This is a genomic window from Rhodococcus sp. RCBS9 (genome assembly GCF_029457415.1).
Classification (GTDB): domain Bacteria; phylum Actinomycetota; class Actinomycetes; order Mycobacteriales; family Mycobacteriaceae; genus Rhodococcus_F; species Rhodococcus_F qingshengii.
This window is the reverse complement of the sequence record NZ_CP120422.1, coordinates 6,094,860-6,110,199: the sequence shown is the minus strand read 5'-3', so window position 1 is coordinate 6,110,199 and position 15,340 is coordinate 6,094,860. Positions and strand designations below refer to the sequence as shown.

Below are 15,340 nucleotides of genomic sequence, written 5' to 3'. Positions count from 1 at the left end.
CATGCACGTCGAAGTCGACCTCGACCTGTGCCAAGGCCATGCGGCGTGTGAGCTGGAGGCACCGGAGATCTTTGTCGTCCCGAAGCGGGGGAAGGTCAGTCTTCTGGACTCGGACCCACCCGAGTCGCTCCGCGGTGAAGCCGAGATGGCGGTCAGGTACTGCCCGACCGGCGCCCTGAGAATTGTCGATTGATTGCAGCGAATTCATGTGCTCGAGGGAGGAAGTTCAGATGACGGGTTTCGACCGCGCAGAGCTCGACGAGATGGTCCAACGCTGGATCGAGGCGAACAAAAAGGCCGAAGCCGCCGGCGATTGGAAACCGTTGGCGGACATGTATACCGAGGACGCCACGTACGGGTGGAACTACGGCCCCAAGCAGGATTTCATGGCGGTGGGGCGCGAGGAGATTCGCGAAGTCGCGCTCGGTCTCGAGATGAAGGGCCTCGAAGGCTGGGAGTATCCGTATCAAGACTTTGTGATCGACGACCGTAGCGGAAACGTGATCGGCTTGTGGAAGCAGATTTCCGATGCCAAGCGTGAGGACGGTAGCAACTACTCCGTCTACGGTATCGGTGGTAGTTGGTTCCGCTACGGCGGGGATTTCCAATGGTCGTGGCAGCGTGACTTCTTCGACTTCGGGAACGTGTCGGCACTGTTCATGGAGATGATCGGCAACAACGCTCTCTCGAAGGGGATGCAGGGCCGGATCCAGCGATCGATCTCGGGCGACCCGCTACCGGGCTGGTATCCGGTGGGCACCGCGCCGGTTTCGCTGTGGTGAGTCCGATGTCGGTGCGCGATTCCTTCGAGGCACTCTCGCAGCGCGACCTTGCCGTGCTGGTGCCCGAGTTGCTCCTGTGCGGGCAGCTGATCGATCGCTCGGGCATGGCGCATCTGATCGTCGAATTCGGACGCGAGGGTATGGCACAGGTGGCCGTCGAGGAGTGGGAGTCGGCCAGCCCCTGGTACACCCGCCGCATGCAGAAGGCTCTCGGATACGAGGGCGACGACGTCGTGACGATCTTCAAAGGATTACAACTCGACATCGGCGCTCCTCCACAGTTCATGGACTTTCGATACCGGGTCGACGATCCGCTGCACGGTGAATTCTGGCTCGATCATTGCGGAGCACTCATGGACGTCGAGCCGTTGGGCGATGAGTTCGTGACCTCGATGTGTCACGACATCGAGGATCCGACTTTCGATGCAACGGCCATCGCGACCAACCCGCACGCCCAGATCCGGCCGATTCACCGACCACCGCGCAGGCCCGCGGACCGACATCCGCACTGCGCCTGGACCGTTTCCATCGACCCGTCGCACACGCCTCCCGTGATGACCGCGCACACCGAGCAGATCGGACGCACCGCCGCGGTGACGGTCGAGCTGAGCCCGATCGATCACGGTGGGGACGGTAGGGCGGACTACTCGGGTCCGTTGTTGTCCGACCTGAGGTTTTCCGACTTCTCGCGATCAGCCTTGGTTCGTATCGCAGAGGAGATCTGCGTGCAGCATCATCTGTTGGCGTTGGGCTTTCTGGCAGCGGTTCGCCGCCGTGCCGACGAAGACAAGGCTCGCGAGATCACGCGAAAGCAATTGACCGGAATCGCGGGAGTTGCGGCACAGCGTATTCGAGATGCGCTCGGGCTTCCTTCGACGCTGGAATCGTTGGCATTGGTCCTGTCCGTGCATCCCTTGCTGAATCCGAAGCAGTATGTGGAGAGCGAGATTCGACAGGACGGCGGTGCTCTGGAGCTGCGGATCTCGCGAGAAGCTCTTGTCGACCGCGACGGCGGTTGGCCGACCTTGCTCGGCAGCGAGCACCTCGATCCTCTCCAAGCTTTGGTCCGCGGCGTGAATCCGCACTTCACCGTGAGAGTGGTGGCCGAAGATGCCGCGGGGCTTCTTCTGGCCGTCGACATCACCGAAGCTCCCGCTCCGGAATGCGTCGAAGTCGCCATCACGAAGGTCAGTACCGGCGCGGCATTCGTATTCGAAGATCGCGGAATCCCTTTGCCTCTCTTCGTCGTCTGACCGGCCGAACCCGAAGGACTCAACCTATGGCGTACACGTTTGCAGACCTGTTCGAGCATTCCGTCGATGTGATGCCCGATCGCCTCGCGCTGATCGTTTCCGGCGAGGAGGTGACATACCGTGAGCTCGACGAGCGCGCCAACCGATTGGCGCATTACTTCCAGTCCGTCGGGTTGGGTGTCGGTTCGCACATCGGTATTCAGCTGCACAACTCGATCGAGGCGATGGTTGCTGTCCTCGCGGTCTTCAAGATCCGCGGCGTTCCCATCACGGTGAACTACCGCTACACGAGCGACGAATTGGTCTACCTGTACGAGAACGCGGATCTCACGGCGTTGGTTTTCCATCGTGGTTTCGCTGAGCGGGTCGCCGAGGCCTTGGTGGCCACGCCGCGGGTGAAGTACGTGATCGAGGCGGCGGACGAACTCGCTCTCGGGAACGAACCGTCGATTCCGGGGGCAGTGGCGTACGAGGATGCGCTCGGCAACCAATCCTCGCTTCGCACAGGTGAACATGCATTTCCCGAGCGTTCCGGCGATGACGTCTACGTTCTCTACACCGGCGGAACAACCGGACGACCGAAAGGCGTCGTCTGGCGGCAGGAAGACATCTGGCGCGTGTTGGCCGGCGGTTACGACTTCTATTCGGGTGAGCCGATCGCCGACGAGTACCAGCAGTCGCGCGGTGGCGCCGCGGCAGCCGAACCGATGCGGTGGTGCATGCTTCCACCGCTGATCCACACCTCGGCACTGATGCCGACGTTCAACGCTCTGTTCTCCGGAAACACCGTCATCTTCGAACCGAAGTTCGATGCGGCACAGGTCTGGAAAGTCGTCGCCGAGTATCGGCCGCAGGTCATGGTCATCACCGGCGACGCCATGGGCCGTCCACTGGTCGAAGCCCATCACGAATTGCAACCGGATGCGTCCAGCCTGGCTGTGCTCGCCTCTGGCGCTGCGCTCTTCTCCGGATCGGTCAAAGATGCGTTCTTCGACGTCTTTCCGAATCTGATGATCTCCGATTCGGTTGGATCGTCCGAAACAGGCTTCGGCGGAATCGGATTCGCAACCAAAGGGCTCGAGCAGCGTGGCGGACCCAAAGTGGGTGCCAACAGATTCACGGTCGTCGTCGACGACGACAACCGAGTGTTGGAGCCGGGCTCGGGCGCCGAAGGATGGCTGGCGAAACTCGGAAACGTTCCACTCGGCTACTACAAGGACCCGGTGAAGTCGGCCGAGATATTCCGCGAGGTGAACGGCGCACGGGCAGTGGTGACCGGAGACCGGGCGCGGATCGAGGACGACGGCTCGGTCACCCTCCTCGGACGGGGAAACATGGTGGTCAACACCGGCGGCGAGAAGGTCTTCGTGGAAGAAGTCGAAGCAGTGGTGAAGGCCCATCCCGACATCTACGACGCGACAGTGATCGGTGTTCCGGACGAGCGGTGGGGCAATCGGGTGGCGACAGTGCTTCGCATCCGCGACGGTGTGGAACCGGATTTCGAATCCATCGAGAAGCACGCCCGCAGTCACCTCTCCGGCTACAAGATTCCGCGTTCCTTCTGGATCGCCGACGAGGTCGTTCGAGCGCCGAGCGGCAAGCCGGACTACCGCTGGGCCAAGGAGTTCTCACAGAACAGTGACCCGGTCCACCGGATCGACTAGCGCTCACACGCAACACCCGGCACCCGGCACCCATCCGTAAAGGAGCATCTGCAATGCCTGAGATCGACCTTCCCGACGGGTTCGACGTGACCGACCCACATCTGTACGGCGAGCGCGTCCCGCTTGCCGAGTTCGCCGAACTACGACGATGCGCTCCGGTCTGGTGGAACGCCCAGGAACCGGGTACCGGCGGATTTCACGACGGTGGTTGTTGGGTTGTCTCCCGCCACGCAGACGTCCGCGACGTCTCGTTGCGCAGCGAGGAGTTCTCGAGCAACGTCAACGGCTGCATTCCGCGGCATGAAGACAACATCTCGGCGGAGGAGTTGGAGGCGACGAAACACGTCCTCATCAACAAGGACGCCCCTGAGCACACACAGCTGCGCAAGTTGGTGGCACGCTTGTTCACTCCGCGGTCGGTGGAAGCGATGCGGGCCGGGTTGGAAGCGCGGGCAGAAGACATAGCGTCGGCTGCCGTGGCGGAAGGTAGCGGTGATTTTGTCAGCCAGGTCGCCAGCGAGTTACCCATGCAGGCGATCTCGGAGCTGATCGGTGTACCGCAGGACGGGCGCCGTCAGCTGTACGAATGGTCGAATCAGATGACGGGATACGACGACGAGTCACTCGCCGGCGAGTCTCGGATGGCGTCGGCGCAGATATTGGGATACGCCTATCAACTGGCTGAGGCGAGACGGGAGGAACCGCTCGACGACATCATCTCACGCTTGGTGCATGCCGACATCGACGGGCAGAAACTCACCCCGGAACAGTTCGGTTTCTTCGTCATCATGTTGGCTGTCGCGGGCAACGAAACGACGCGAAACGCAACGACACTCGGCATGATGGCATTTCTCGAGCATCCGGATCAGTGGGAACTGTACAAGCGCGAGCGTCCGCGCACCGCCGCGGACGAGATCATCCGCTGGGCTTCGCCACTGACGTCGATGCAACGAACAGCAGTGGTGGACACACAGATTGCCGGCACTGCGATTGCGAAGGGGCAGCGCGTCGTACTGCTCTACGGCTCGGCGAACTTCGACGAAACCGTCTTCGGGAACCCCGACGTCTTCGACATCACCCGAGACCCGAACCCGCACCTCGCGTTCGGAGGAACCGGACCGCACTACTGCGTCGGCGCCAACCTGGCCAGAATGGAGGTCGATCTGATCTTCGGCAAGATCGCCGATCACATGCCCGACATCAGCAAGCTCGGCGATCCGAGCAGGCTCTCGTCCGGTTGGCTCAACGGGATCAAGGAATTCAAGGTCGACTACGGCAACTCCACGTCATGTCCTTCGGGGCATTGACGTGGACAGCGGAAGAGTTGCACTTGCGGGCCCGATGCGCGAACTCGGCCAGTTCTACCGGATGGGTGCCGATGTCGCAGTGGGCTTGTTCCGCAACCGCTTTCAGGTGCAAGAGTTTCTCGAGCAGAGTTGGATGATCGCCCGGGTGTCGATCGTGCCGACAGTGTTGGTAGCCGTGCCGTTCACGGTCCTGGTGAGTTTCACCCTCAACATCCTTCTCCGCGAAATCGGTGCCGCCGACCTCAGCGGCGCCGGGGCCGCGCTCGGTGCCGTGACTCAGGTCGGTCCGGTGGTGACGGTGCTGATCGTGGCAGGTGCGGGCGCGACAGCCATCGCCGCCGATCTGGGATCGAGAACGATTCGTGAAGAGATCGACGCCATGGAGGTGCTCGGGATCGATCCGATCAATCGGTTGGTGATTCCGCGGGTGGTCGCGTCGACCGTGGTGGCTTTGCTGCTCAACGGACTCGTCTGCGTCATCGGCATCGCCGGCGGTTACGCCTTCTCGGTGTTTCTCCAGGGCGTGAACCCTGGCGCCTTCGTCGAGGGAATCACGTTGCTGACCGGCCTCCCCGAGGTGGCGTTGTCGATGGTCAAAGCTGCACTGTTCGGGATGCTGGCGGGATTGGTGGCCTGCTATCGCGGACTGTCGGTACGGGGTGGGCCGAAAGGCGTGGGGGAGGCCGTCAACGAAACGGTGGTGTACGCATTCATGGCGTTGTTCGTCGTCAACACCATCGTCACCGCGGTCGGCATCCGATTGACGGCGGGGTGATCGAGGTGACGCTGTCGGATTCGCTGGCACAAATCGGCAAGTTCGGACGCACGCGGGCGCGGGTGGCTCGAACGTCACGCTCGATCGACGACGTCGGGCGACAAGCTGTCTTCTTCGCGCGCGCCATCGCTCACATCCCGTGGGCAATTCGCAAACACCCGAAAGAAGTGTTGAGGCTGGTAGCCGAGATCAGCATGGGCACCGGAGCTTTGGCAGTGATCGGCGGCACGGTTGCGGTCGTAGGATTTTTGACTCTCGCCTCGGGCGGCACCATTGCGATCCAAGGTTTCAGCTCACTGGGAAATATCGGAGTCGAAGCGCTCACAGGATTCTTCTCCGCCTTCATCAACGTTCGTATCGCTGCGCCGGTCATCGCGGGAATCGGCCTGTCGGCCACGATCGGCGCAGGTTCGACCGCGCAGATCGGTGCCATGCGCATCAGTGAGGAAATCGACGCCCTCGAATCGATGGCGATCAGTTCGGTCCCGTACGTCGTCAGCACCCGCGTCACCGCAGGGATGATCGCGATCTTGCCGCTGTACTCATTGGCGCTCGTGGGATCTTTTCTGGCCGGAAGGTTCACCACGGTCGTGCTGTTCGGTCAGTCCTCCGGTCTTTACGACCACTACTTCACGACGTTCCTCGATCCGGTCGACGTCGCATGGTCCTTCGTTCAAGTGCTCGTGATGGCACTACTGGTGATGCTGATCCACACGTACTACGGATACAACGCGTCCGGGGGACCGTCGGGCGTGGGAACTGCAGTGGGCCGCGGGGTTCGGCTCTCGCTGATCTGCGTCGTGGCGGTGACCCTGCTCGTCTCACTCGCGCTCTACGGCGGTTCCGGCAACTTCAATCTGTCCGGTTAGGGGGACTGCGTGCACAGATACGGCTACAAGTTGGCTGCTCTGGGCTTGGCTGCGGCGATCGTCGGGGTCATCGCTTTGTCGGTCGCGTCTTTCAACCAGGTGTTTGTCGCTCGCGTCCCGATCACGGTGATCGCGGAGCGCGCGGGGCTCGTGATGGATCCGGGCGCGCGGGTGAAGATGGCCGGGGTGACCGTGGGCTCGGTGGAGTCCATCACGCCGACTGACGACGCCACCGCACAACTGTCGTTGTCGATCGATCCCGAAGCGCTCGAATCGATTCCGTCAAACGTGGATGTGGCGATCACGTCGAACACGGCCTTCGGCGCGAAGTTCGTCAGCCTGTCCTCGCCGGAGCAGCCGAGTAGTGCGCGACTTGCCGCCGGAGCGACGATCGACGCATCCCGGGTGACCGTCGAGCTGAACACGGTGTTCGAGAAACTCACCACCGTGCTCCGGACGGTGGACCCGGGCAAACTCGATTCGACATTGGGTGCCCTCTCGACTGCTCTGCAAGGACGCGGCGAACGGCTCGGGGTCGCACTCGAACAAGCAGATTCCTCCTTGCTCGAATTCAACACTGCACGTGAGGCTCTCGATCATGTGTTGACGGATTTACCAGCCGTCACACAGACCTACCGCGACGCTGTTCTCGACTTGATGGACACACTCGACTCGCTCACGACGACGGGAACCACTGTTCTCGACGAGCAGCAGAATCTTGATCTCCTCTTGCTCAACGTGATCGGGGTCGCCCGCACCGGAGAAGATGTACTGGGAGAAAACGCCGACGGTATCGACACCGTTCTGTCGTTACTGCGGCCGACCACCGCACTGCTCGAGGAATACTCCCCGGTGATTCCCTGCATGTTCCACGGACTGCAGGAGAGCAAGAAGATCGGCGACGGCGCCTACAACGGACAACCAGGAATCAAGATGTCGATCGGTCTGATCGCCGGAACCGAACCGTACCGATATCCCGACGACCTCCCGAAGGTCGCGGCAACAGGTGGCCCGCAGTGTATGGGCCTTCCACTGCGCGACCCGAACGTCAATGCTCCGTACCTGGTGACCGACACCGGGGTGAATCCGTTTGCGCCCGAGCGTCAGCCGAATGGTGGGCAACCGATGAACACGGTCCCGGATCTGATGAGCTACCTGTTCGGGACGGAGATCCGATGAAAGTTCGTGGGTACACCGTCAAGTTCGGAATTTTTGTTCTGGTGATGATCCTCGTCAACGCCGGGCTGATCCTCGTGTTCGGCCAGCTGCGGGGTGGCGACGCGAGGTCGTACTCGGCGGAGTTCGTCAACGCCTCCGGGCTCAGAGCCGGCGACAAGGTGCGCATCGCCGGTGTGCCGGTCGGTTCTGTCGGCTCCGTCGAATTCGGTGGGAATCACCGTGCCCACGTGAGTTTCAGTGTGGATACGGGTGACACCGTGACCGTATCGACCAGAGCCGCTGTTCGATATCAGGATCTGGTGGGTAATCGATACCTCGAACTGCTCGACGATCCGGGGATCGCGGAACCGCAACCGGAGGGCGAGAGCATCCCCGTCGATCGCACCGCACCGGCACTCGACCTCGATGCGCTACTCGGTGGTTTCAAGCCGCTGTTTCAAGCCCTGGACCCGGAGCAGGTCAACGCGTTGTCGATGTCCTTGCTCGAGGTGTTTCAAGGCCAGTCCGGAACTGTGGCATCGGTGCTGGCGCACACCGGATCGATTACGAACACTCTCGCAGACCGCGACCAACTGATCGGTCGAGTGATCGGCAACCTCGACGGTGTGCTCAGCGAATTGCGCAGCCGCGGTGGTCAGTTCAGTGACACTCTCGATCACCTACAACAGCTGGTCAGCGGGCTCGCGGCGGACCGGGAGATGATCGGGACTGCCGTCGAGAGTGTGAACACCGCATCAGGCACCTTCGCCGATCTCCTCGCCGGAGTTCGCCCGGACATCGCGGGAAACCTGTCGAAGCTGGACGCAAGCCTGAATCCGCTGATCGAGCAACAGAGTGAGCTCGATCGGATTCTCGCGTCCATGCCCTCGAACTACAAGCAGTTGATCCGAGTCGGCTCGTACGGGTCGTTCTTCAACTTCTATCTGTGCGGAATCGCACTGAAGGTCGACGGTGCCGACGGTACGCCGCTCACTGTCGACCTGGTGGATCAGACGACCGGAAGGTGCGCACCACGATGAGAGAGATGGCACAGAGCCAGGCCGTACGCGTGGGGGTCGTGGGATTGGTCGTCACGGCCGCCGTCGTATTGGCATCGCTCCAGTATCAGAATCTGCAGTTCCTGAAATCGGGTGTCGGGTACAGCGCGGTGTTCGCCGACGCCAGCGGTCTCGCGCCGGGAGACGAAGTCAACGCCGCCGGAGTGAAGATCGGAACGGTGAACCGGATCGAGGTCGAGCACGGACTCGCCCGCGTGGACTTCACACTCGACGGCTCGATCGGTTTGGGAGAAAGCACATCGGCGGCCGTCACCACGATGTCGTTGCTCGGCAAGCGAGCGGTATCACTCGATCTGGACGGTCCGGGAAGGATCGCGGTCGGCGGTGAGATCCCGGTCGAGCGAACAAGATCGGCGTACTCGCTGCCCGACGTACTCGGTGACCTCACCACGACGGTCGAGGACATCGATCTCGACCAACTCTCCGAATCGCTCGACGCAGTGGGACAGGTGATGTCCGACAGTGCGCCGAACCTGAGGCCGGCACTGGACGGTGTCGCACGGATCTCCGACAGCGTCAATAGACGCGACGACATGTTGCGCACCTTGCTGTCCGATGCAAACGACGTCGCCGGGACGCTGGCCGAGCGTGGACCACAGGTCAACGCGCTACTCGTCGACGGCAACGCCTTGTTGGGAGAACTGGATCGGCGACAGGCGGCGCTGGGGGAAGTGATCACGAACATCTCGGCGTTGTCGACCCAGCTGAGCGGACTCGTCCACGACAACGAGGCGCAATTGCAGCCGGTCCTCGGCAAACTTGACACGGTTGTCGGAATTCTGCAGAACAACAAGGACAACCTTTCTCAGGGAATCGACGGTCTCGGTACGTACGTGGGCACGCTCGGTGACACCGTGGCCAGCGGCCCCTTCTACTACGCCTACGTCCAGAACCTGGTGCCAGCGCAATACACCCAACCGTTGATCAACGCGATGTTCGGGCTACCACCTGCGCCGCTACCGATTCCGGAGGTTCGATGATGGGTGCCTTACGAGTTCGCAAACCGGTGAACTGGCGTCGAATCGCCGTCGTTGGTGGAAGCGTCATCGGTGCGGCGATCGTCGTCGTGTCGGGATACCTTGCGGTGCAACATCTGCGCTACTACAACGTGACGGCCTACTTCACCTCGACGACCGGTCTGTATGTCGGTGACGACGTTCGTGTCGTGGGAGTCGACGTCGGCCGCGTCACCGCGATCGCCCCACAGGGAGATCGAATGCGCGTCGAACTGAAATTGGCGCGCGAGGTTCCCGTCGCCGAGGACGCGAAAGCGGTGATCGTTGCCCAGTCGCTGGTCTCGGCCCGCTTCGTGCAGTTGACGCCGGCGGTGACGGACGGCGCCGACGCACTGAATGACGGTGCGGAGATCCCACTCGACAGAACGGCCGTCCCGGTCGAGTGGGACCAGATCAAGGAACAGCTGGGCCGGGCTGCCGATGCTTTGGGTCCCGTCGGGGACGATCGCGGTCCCGCCGCCAACTTCCTCGACGGTGCCGGATCCGCACTGGCCGGCAACGGGGAAGCGCTGGGGCGCTCGGTGACCGAACTCTCGGAGGCTATGAGCACACTCGACGAAGGCGGAGCCGATCTGTTCGGCACCATCCGCGGCCTGCAGACCTTCACGACCGCACTCGCCGCAAGCGACGAACAGATCGTTCAGTTCCAAGGACGACTGGCAAATGTCTCGAGTGTGCTCGCCGAGAGCCGGACGCAATTGGCTCCGGCTCTCGCCGATCTGGACGCCGCCGTCGTCGACGTACAGCGGTTCGTCGAACAGAACCGAACCGGCTTGACGGAGCAGATCGCGAAGTTGGCCGACGTGTCCCACGTACTGGTCGACAAGCGCGCAGGCCTCGAGAAGGTACTGCATCTGGCTCCGACAGCGTTGTCGAACTACTACAACGTCTACCGGCCGGCCCAAGGAGCGATGGTGGGTGTGCCCGCATTCCAGAACGTCGGCAACCCGATCGACTTGATCTGCGGCGGAATCGCCGGCCTGGCCAACGACACCTCGAAGAAGGGCGCGGATTTGTGCATCGAATACCTCGGCCCGTTGCTCAACACGATCAAGGCCAACTACCCGGACCTGAGCATCAATCCGACCCGGGCGCTCGGCGCTCTTCCGGACCAACTGGTGTACAGCGAGCCTGATCTGGAACCGACTGGCGCCTTGGGCTTTCCGACGGTACCGGTGGCGTCTGATCTGACCGGCTTGCTCATGCCGTCGACAGGATCACGATGACTGGCCGCCGGTGGGGAACAGTGTGTGTGGCGGCGAGCGCCGTGCTCGTTCTGACGGGTTGTCAATGGAGCGGGCTGAATTCGGTGTCGCTGCCGGGCGCGGCCGGCCGCGGTGAGGGAAGTTTCTCGGTCGTGATCGAGATGCCGGACGTCACGTCGATCAGTCCCAACTCTCCGGTCATGGTCAACGACGTGACAGTCGGAAGTATCAGTGCGATCGAGACCGACAACTGGCACGCACGGGTGACGGTTGCGCTCGACGGCTCGGTGTCCCTGCCCGCCAATGCGACGGCCAAGATCGGCCAAACCAGCCTGCTCGGGTCCAAACACGTTGCGCTTGCGCCGCCTACCGATGTTGCGCCGGAAGGGCGGTTGTCGGAGGGATCGGTGATCCCCCTCGCGTCGGCCGGCGTCTATCCCACCACCGAGGAAGCGTTGACGGCACTGTCATTGGTCCTCAACGGCGGCGGGCTCGCTCAGATTCACAGCATCACCACGGAGCTGAACACGGCGCTCGGCGGACGGACCGACGCGGCTCGCGACCTGCTGAGTCAGATGGATACCGTGACCGAAACACTCGACCGCCAACGTGATGCGATGGTCACGACCATGGAGAATCTCGACGTCTTCGCCGGTGAAATCACGGCCCAGCGAGACGTTCTCGGTGAGGCGTTGGAGACCCTTGATCCGGCTTTGGCGGAACTCAGCGCCCAACGCGTCGACCTGACCACCGCCCTCGATGCGGTCGGCAGGTTCGGGGACGTCGGGACCGATCTGGTCGACCGGACCCGCGACGATTTGAAAGCCAATTTGAGCGCCTTGGAATCGACGCTGCAGAAGGTGGTCGAAACAGGACCGGACCTGATCAACAATTTGGGCAACCTGAGTACCTTCCCCTTCCCCCAGACGACCATCGACGACGGAATGCGCGGCGATTACACCAATCTGTGGGCGCTGATCGACCTCACGAGTAATCGCCTCCAGTCAGGTCTCGGCTTCGGTACGCCGTTCGGGGCGCCGCAAACCCCCGTGGAGAACGGAGTACTGGTCGATCCCTTGACCGCCCCACTCGGCACAGGGCAGCCCGGCCCACTTGGCACAGCGCAGCCCGCCCAGGGAGGTGGACGATGATTCTCACGAAGTTGGTGCGAAGGCAATTGACGATCTTCGCGATCCTGGCGGTGATAGGCATGAGCGCAGCGGCTATCTCGTACCTGAGAGTTCCGACCATGCTCGGAATCGGGCGCTATTCGGTGACAGTCGAACTGCCCGACGCCGGTGGCCTGTATCGGAACGCGAACGTGACCTATCGCGGCGACACCATCGGTCAGGTCAGATCGGTGCGTCTGTCTCCGGGAGTGGTACGCGCCGAATTATCTTTGGAGAGTGCGGTTCCCGTTCCCTCCAGCGGGCTCGCAGTAGCGGTGCGAAGTGTGTCGGCCATCGGCGAGCAATACGTCGACATGCAACCGAGAACCGCGGACGGACCGTTTCTGGCCGACGGAGACGTGATCGGCCCCGACGCTGTCACGATCCCGACCGAGATCGGACCGGTCCTCGATCAGGCGCAGGCGATGCTCGCATCGGTACCGCAGGACAAGTTGCGGTCGGTGATCGACGAGTCCGCGGCAGCATTCGGTGGCAGGGGAGAGGACCTGGCTCGTCTGCTGGATTCGACCACTTCGTTCGTCGATCAGATGTCTGCTGCCACAACCCCGGCCACGACGCTCGTACAGCAGTTGGATCCGCTCCTGCAGACACAGGTGGTGACGGGCGATCAGATTCGCCAGTGGGCGTCCAGTGTCGCTCAACTCAGTGGACAGTTGGAGGTCGCCGACGGGTCCGTGCGCAATATCCTCGAGACCGGACCGGGCTTCGCGACTGAAGCCGACCTGCTGTTTCAAGGCCTCAAACCCACTTTGCCTGTGCTGCTTGCCAATTTCACCAGCACCGCTCAGGTGGCTTTGACGTACAACGCCGGTTTGGAGCAGGTGCTCGTCATCTTGCCGCCACTGGTCGCGGCACAGGAAACCGTCGTACAACGCGGGCAGGTGGACGGCGCCGCGAACGTCAACTTCCACCTCCAAGCGCAGGACCCCGCGGCGTGCTCGACCGGTTACCTTCCGGCCGATCAGCGACGGGACCCGACCCAGACGAGTGTGCCGGACACCCCGGCTGATCTGTACTGCAAAGTTCCGCAGAACTCGGTCTTCGCAGTTCGTGGATCCCGGAACATTCCCTGTATGGAGGTACCGGGCAAACGAGCACCGAGCCCGGAGATCTGTCGGAGCCCCGAAGCGTACGTGCCGTCGGGGACCAATGCTCCCGGCGAGTTGTACACCGGGCCTGACGGTGTCGACTATCAACACACGGAATTAGCTCCTGCTGCTTCCGATTCGGGGGAGGGTGAGCCGTGGCAACAGTTGCTGACGCCGACGAATCGTTGAGAGGCGAGGTGCTCGAGCCGGTCCTAGGGAAACGCGGTGTTCTCACTGCCTTGGCATGGATCGCACTCGCGGCTCTGAGCGTCGTTGTGGTCTTCGGTGCTCTGGCAGTTCAATCCGACCGGGCGCGCGAGACCCAGCGTCAAGAGTACGTCGACGGTGCGGTCGCAGGAGCCCTCGCTCTGATCGACGTTCACTCTGCCACAGTCGACGAGAATCTCGCGACGCTACAGGCCCTGAGTACGGGAGCCTTTGCCGACGAACTGAAGTCCGGCGAATCTGCGTTCGTCGCGTCCATCCGTGAATTTGCCGTCGATTCCGACGGGCGTGTCGACACCGCAGCCCTGGCATCGGAATCCGGAACCTCGGGGGTGGTACTGATCGCGGCATCGGCTCAGGTCGCTAATTCAGCGGGAGAGTCTTCGGCGCGAACCTACCGTCTGCGCGTCGGTGTCGAAGAGGTCGACGGTCGGGTACTGATGTCGAGTGTGGAGTTCGTCCCGTGAAGCGCGCGGTCTTGGCGTTTGCAGCGCTGATCTTGGTGGGAGTCGGCGGGACTCTGCTCTGGAGTCACCACCGTTCGGCAGCCGCTGAAACCGCACGTGTCGAGGTGATCGGTGTGGCGCCGATGCTCGTCGAGAATCTCTTGAGCTACAACAGCGACACGGTGGACGAGGATCTTGCACATGCTGCCGAGGGCGCAAGTGGAACATTTCAGGACCGCTTCGCTGAATTCGGATCGAAAACCGTTGCACCCCAGTCGAAGGAGCAAGGAATCAGCACGAAGGCGCGAGTAGTCGACGTGGGAGTGCTCTCCGCTGCTGCAGACCGAGCGGAATTGCTCCTGTTCGTCGATCAGATCACGACGAGTATCGCGCGGCCGGCACCAGCGTCGACGTCGAGCCGAGTCGAGGTGACACTCGATCGAGTCGACGGCACATGGCTGGTGAGTGCCATGACCCCCGTCTAGTGAAGGTTGTCGCGGCCCGCCATGATCAGCCTGGCAGTGACTTCGAGCCGGTCTGCGATCTGCGAATAGGACTCGTAACCCATGCCGGCTCGGACAAGCGCTCCGGACCAGGAGATTTCGAGTGCTTCGAGTACGTCGGGATCGTATGACGGCCCCAGCGCCTCGATGAGCCGCTCGCGGATGTTCTTGCCGATACGTCCGCGGAGGTGTTCGACGTCGGGATCGTTGCCCATCATCGCCGTGGTCACTGCCGCCGCCAGCTCCGGTTCGTCGGAGACGAGCAGTGCGACGCTGCGCAGGACCGAACAGACCTGCGCTTCCCGTTCCGCCTCCGGGGAGGGCTCGTGGGGTACCGCGTCGAGGCGACGCCAGAACAGTTCTGCCACAAGGTGACTCTTGGACGAGAAATAGGTGTATGCCGTAGCCGCGGCGACACCGGCTTCTGCTGCCACCATCCGCACGGTCAGATCGGCAAACCCTTTGTCGCGCAGGACCGTGATCGCTGCCGCGGTCAATCGATCGACGGTTTCGGCTTGCTGCTGGGTCAGTCTGCGGCGAGTGGACTCGAACTTGGTCTTACCAGACATGTGTCCAGACACTACGGGATCAGACCCGTGCGAGCAAAGTGTGCGCTATCGCTGCTCGTTCTCGCTCCCGCTCGGCGTCATGTCTCGCTCCCGCTCGGCGTCATGTCTCGCTCCCGCTCGGTGGGACAGAATTTCGAACCCCCGCGATCGCTAAGTCCATGTGTTAGAACGATTTCTAGAACATGCTCGGAAACTGTGCCCAGAATCAGAG

The 15,340-nt window shown here is 62.3% G+C and carries 16 protein-coding genes; 15 read left to right on the top strand and 1 reads right to left on the bottom strand.

Annotated features, from left to right (window positions below; genetic code table 11):
* Position 1 precedes the first annotated feature (1 nt).
* From P0M12_RS28545 to P0M12_RS28475, 15 genes are all read left to right on the top strand, one after another.
* Positions 2-193 carry a ferredoxin gene (locus tag P0M12_RS28545; RefSeq protein WP_020907945.1) on the top strand — a complete coding sequence of 64 codons (192 nt, stop codon included), beginning with the start codon at positions 2-4 and terminating at the stop codon, positions 191-193.
* Positions 194-230: 37 nt separating this feature from the next.
* Positions 231-782: a hypothetical protein gene (locus P0M12_RS28540; protein WP_007728648.1), complete on the top strand. Its 552-nt coding sequence runs from the start codon at positions 231-233 to the stop codon at positions 780-782.
* A gap of 5 nt (positions 783-787) precedes the next feature.
* Complete coding sequence (locus P0M12_RS28535; protein WP_277377181.1) at positions 788-2,035, top strand: hypothetical protein; 1,248 nt, start codon at positions 788-790, stop codon at positions 2,033-2,035.
* A 26-nt stretch (positions 2,036-2,061) separates the two neighbouring features.
* On the top strand, positions 2,062-3,699 hold the full coding sequence (locus P0M12_RS28530) for an acyl-CoA synthetase (RefSeq protein WP_277377180.1): 1,638 nt from the start codon (positions 2,062-2,064) through the stop codon (positions 3,697-3,699).
* 53 nt (positions 3,700-3,752) lie between these two features.
* Entirely contained in the window at positions 3,753-5,006 is a 1,254-nt protein-coding gene (locus P0M12_RS28525) for a cytochrome P450 (protein WP_030536770.1), read from the top strand.
* A 61-nt stretch (positions 5,007-5,067) separates the two neighbouring features.
* Positions 5,068-5,781: an ABC transporter permease gene (locus P0M12_RS28520; RefSeq protein ID WP_176742009.1), complete on the top strand. Its 714-nt coding sequence runs from the start codon at positions 5,068-5,070 to the stop codon at positions 5,779-5,781.
* Positions 5,778-6,650 carry an ABC transporter permease gene (locus tag P0M12_RS28515; RefSeq protein ID WP_003944051.1) on the top strand — a complete coding sequence of 291 codons (873 nt, stop codon included), beginning with the start codon at positions 5,778-5,780 and terminating at the stop codon, positions 6,648-6,650. The genes P0M12_RS28520 and P0M12_RS28515 overlap by 4 nt, the downstream gene beginning before the upstream one ends.
* Positions 6,651-6,659: 9 nt before the next feature.
* Complete coding sequence (locus P0M12_RS28510) at positions 6,660-7,829, top strand: MCE family protein (RefSeq protein ID WP_204856053.1); 1,170 nt, start codon at positions 6,660-6,662, stop codon at positions 7,827-7,829.
* On the top strand, positions 7,826-8,848 hold the full coding sequence (locus P0M12_RS28505) for an MlaD family protein (protein WP_030536767.1): 1,023 nt from the start codon (positions 7,826-7,828) through the stop codon (positions 8,846-8,848). The genes P0M12_RS28510 and P0M12_RS28505 overlap by 4 nt, the downstream gene beginning before the upstream one ends.
* Positions 8,845-9,867 (top strand): MCE family protein, encoded by a 1,023-nt coding sequence (locus P0M12_RS28500; protein ID WP_075835314.1) that lies wholly within the window; start codon positions 8,845-8,847, stop codon positions 9,865-9,867. Before P0M12_RS28505 ends, P0M12_RS28500 begins: the two co-directional genes overlap by 4 nt.
* Positions 9,864-11,129, top strand: coding sequence for an MCE family protein (locus tag P0M12_RS28495; protein WP_277377179.1), 1,266 nt, complete (start codon positions 9,864-9,866; stop codon positions 11,127-11,129). Before P0M12_RS28500 ends, P0M12_RS28495 begins: the two co-directional genes overlap by 4 nt.
* Positions 11,126-12,259 carry an MCE family protein gene (locus tag P0M12_RS28490; protein WP_204856055.1) on the top strand — a complete coding sequence of 378 codons (1,134 nt, stop codon included), beginning with the start codon at positions 11,126-11,128 and terminating at the stop codon, positions 12,257-12,259. Before P0M12_RS28495 ends, P0M12_RS28490 begins: the two co-directional genes overlap by 4 nt.
* Positions 12,256-13,575 carry an MlaD family protein gene (locus P0M12_RS28485; RefSeq protein ID WP_277377176.1) on the top strand — a complete coding sequence of 440 codons (1,320 nt, stop codon included), beginning with the start codon at positions 12,256-12,258 and terminating at the stop codon, positions 13,573-13,575. Before P0M12_RS28490 ends, P0M12_RS28485 begins: the two co-directional genes overlap by 4 nt.
* Positions 13,542-14,078 (top strand): hypothetical protein, encoded by a 537-nt coding sequence (locus P0M12_RS28480; RefSeq protein WP_228232694.1) that lies wholly within the window; start codon positions 13,542-13,544, stop codon positions 14,076-14,078. The genes P0M12_RS28485 and P0M12_RS28480 overlap by 34 nt, the downstream gene beginning before the upstream one ends.
* Positions 14,075-14,542 (top strand): hypothetical protein, encoded by a 468-nt coding sequence (locus P0M12_RS28475; RefSeq protein WP_030536761.1) that lies wholly within the window; start codon positions 14,075-14,077, stop codon positions 14,540-14,542. Before P0M12_RS28480 ends, P0M12_RS28475 begins: the two co-directional genes overlap by 4 nt.
* On the opposite strand, the gene P0M12_RS28470 is transcribed toward P0M12_RS28475, so the two are convergent.
* Positions 14,539-15,129 carry a TetR family transcriptional regulator gene (locus P0M12_RS28470; RefSeq protein WP_003943994.1) on the bottom strand — a complete coding sequence of 197 codons (591 nt, stop codon included), beginning with the start codon at positions 15,127-15,129 and terminating at the stop codon, positions 14,539-14,541. The two genes, P0M12_RS28475 and P0M12_RS28470, sit on opposite strands and share 4 nt — an antisense overlap.
* Between the last annotated feature and the right edge of the window lie 211 nt (positions 15,130-15,340).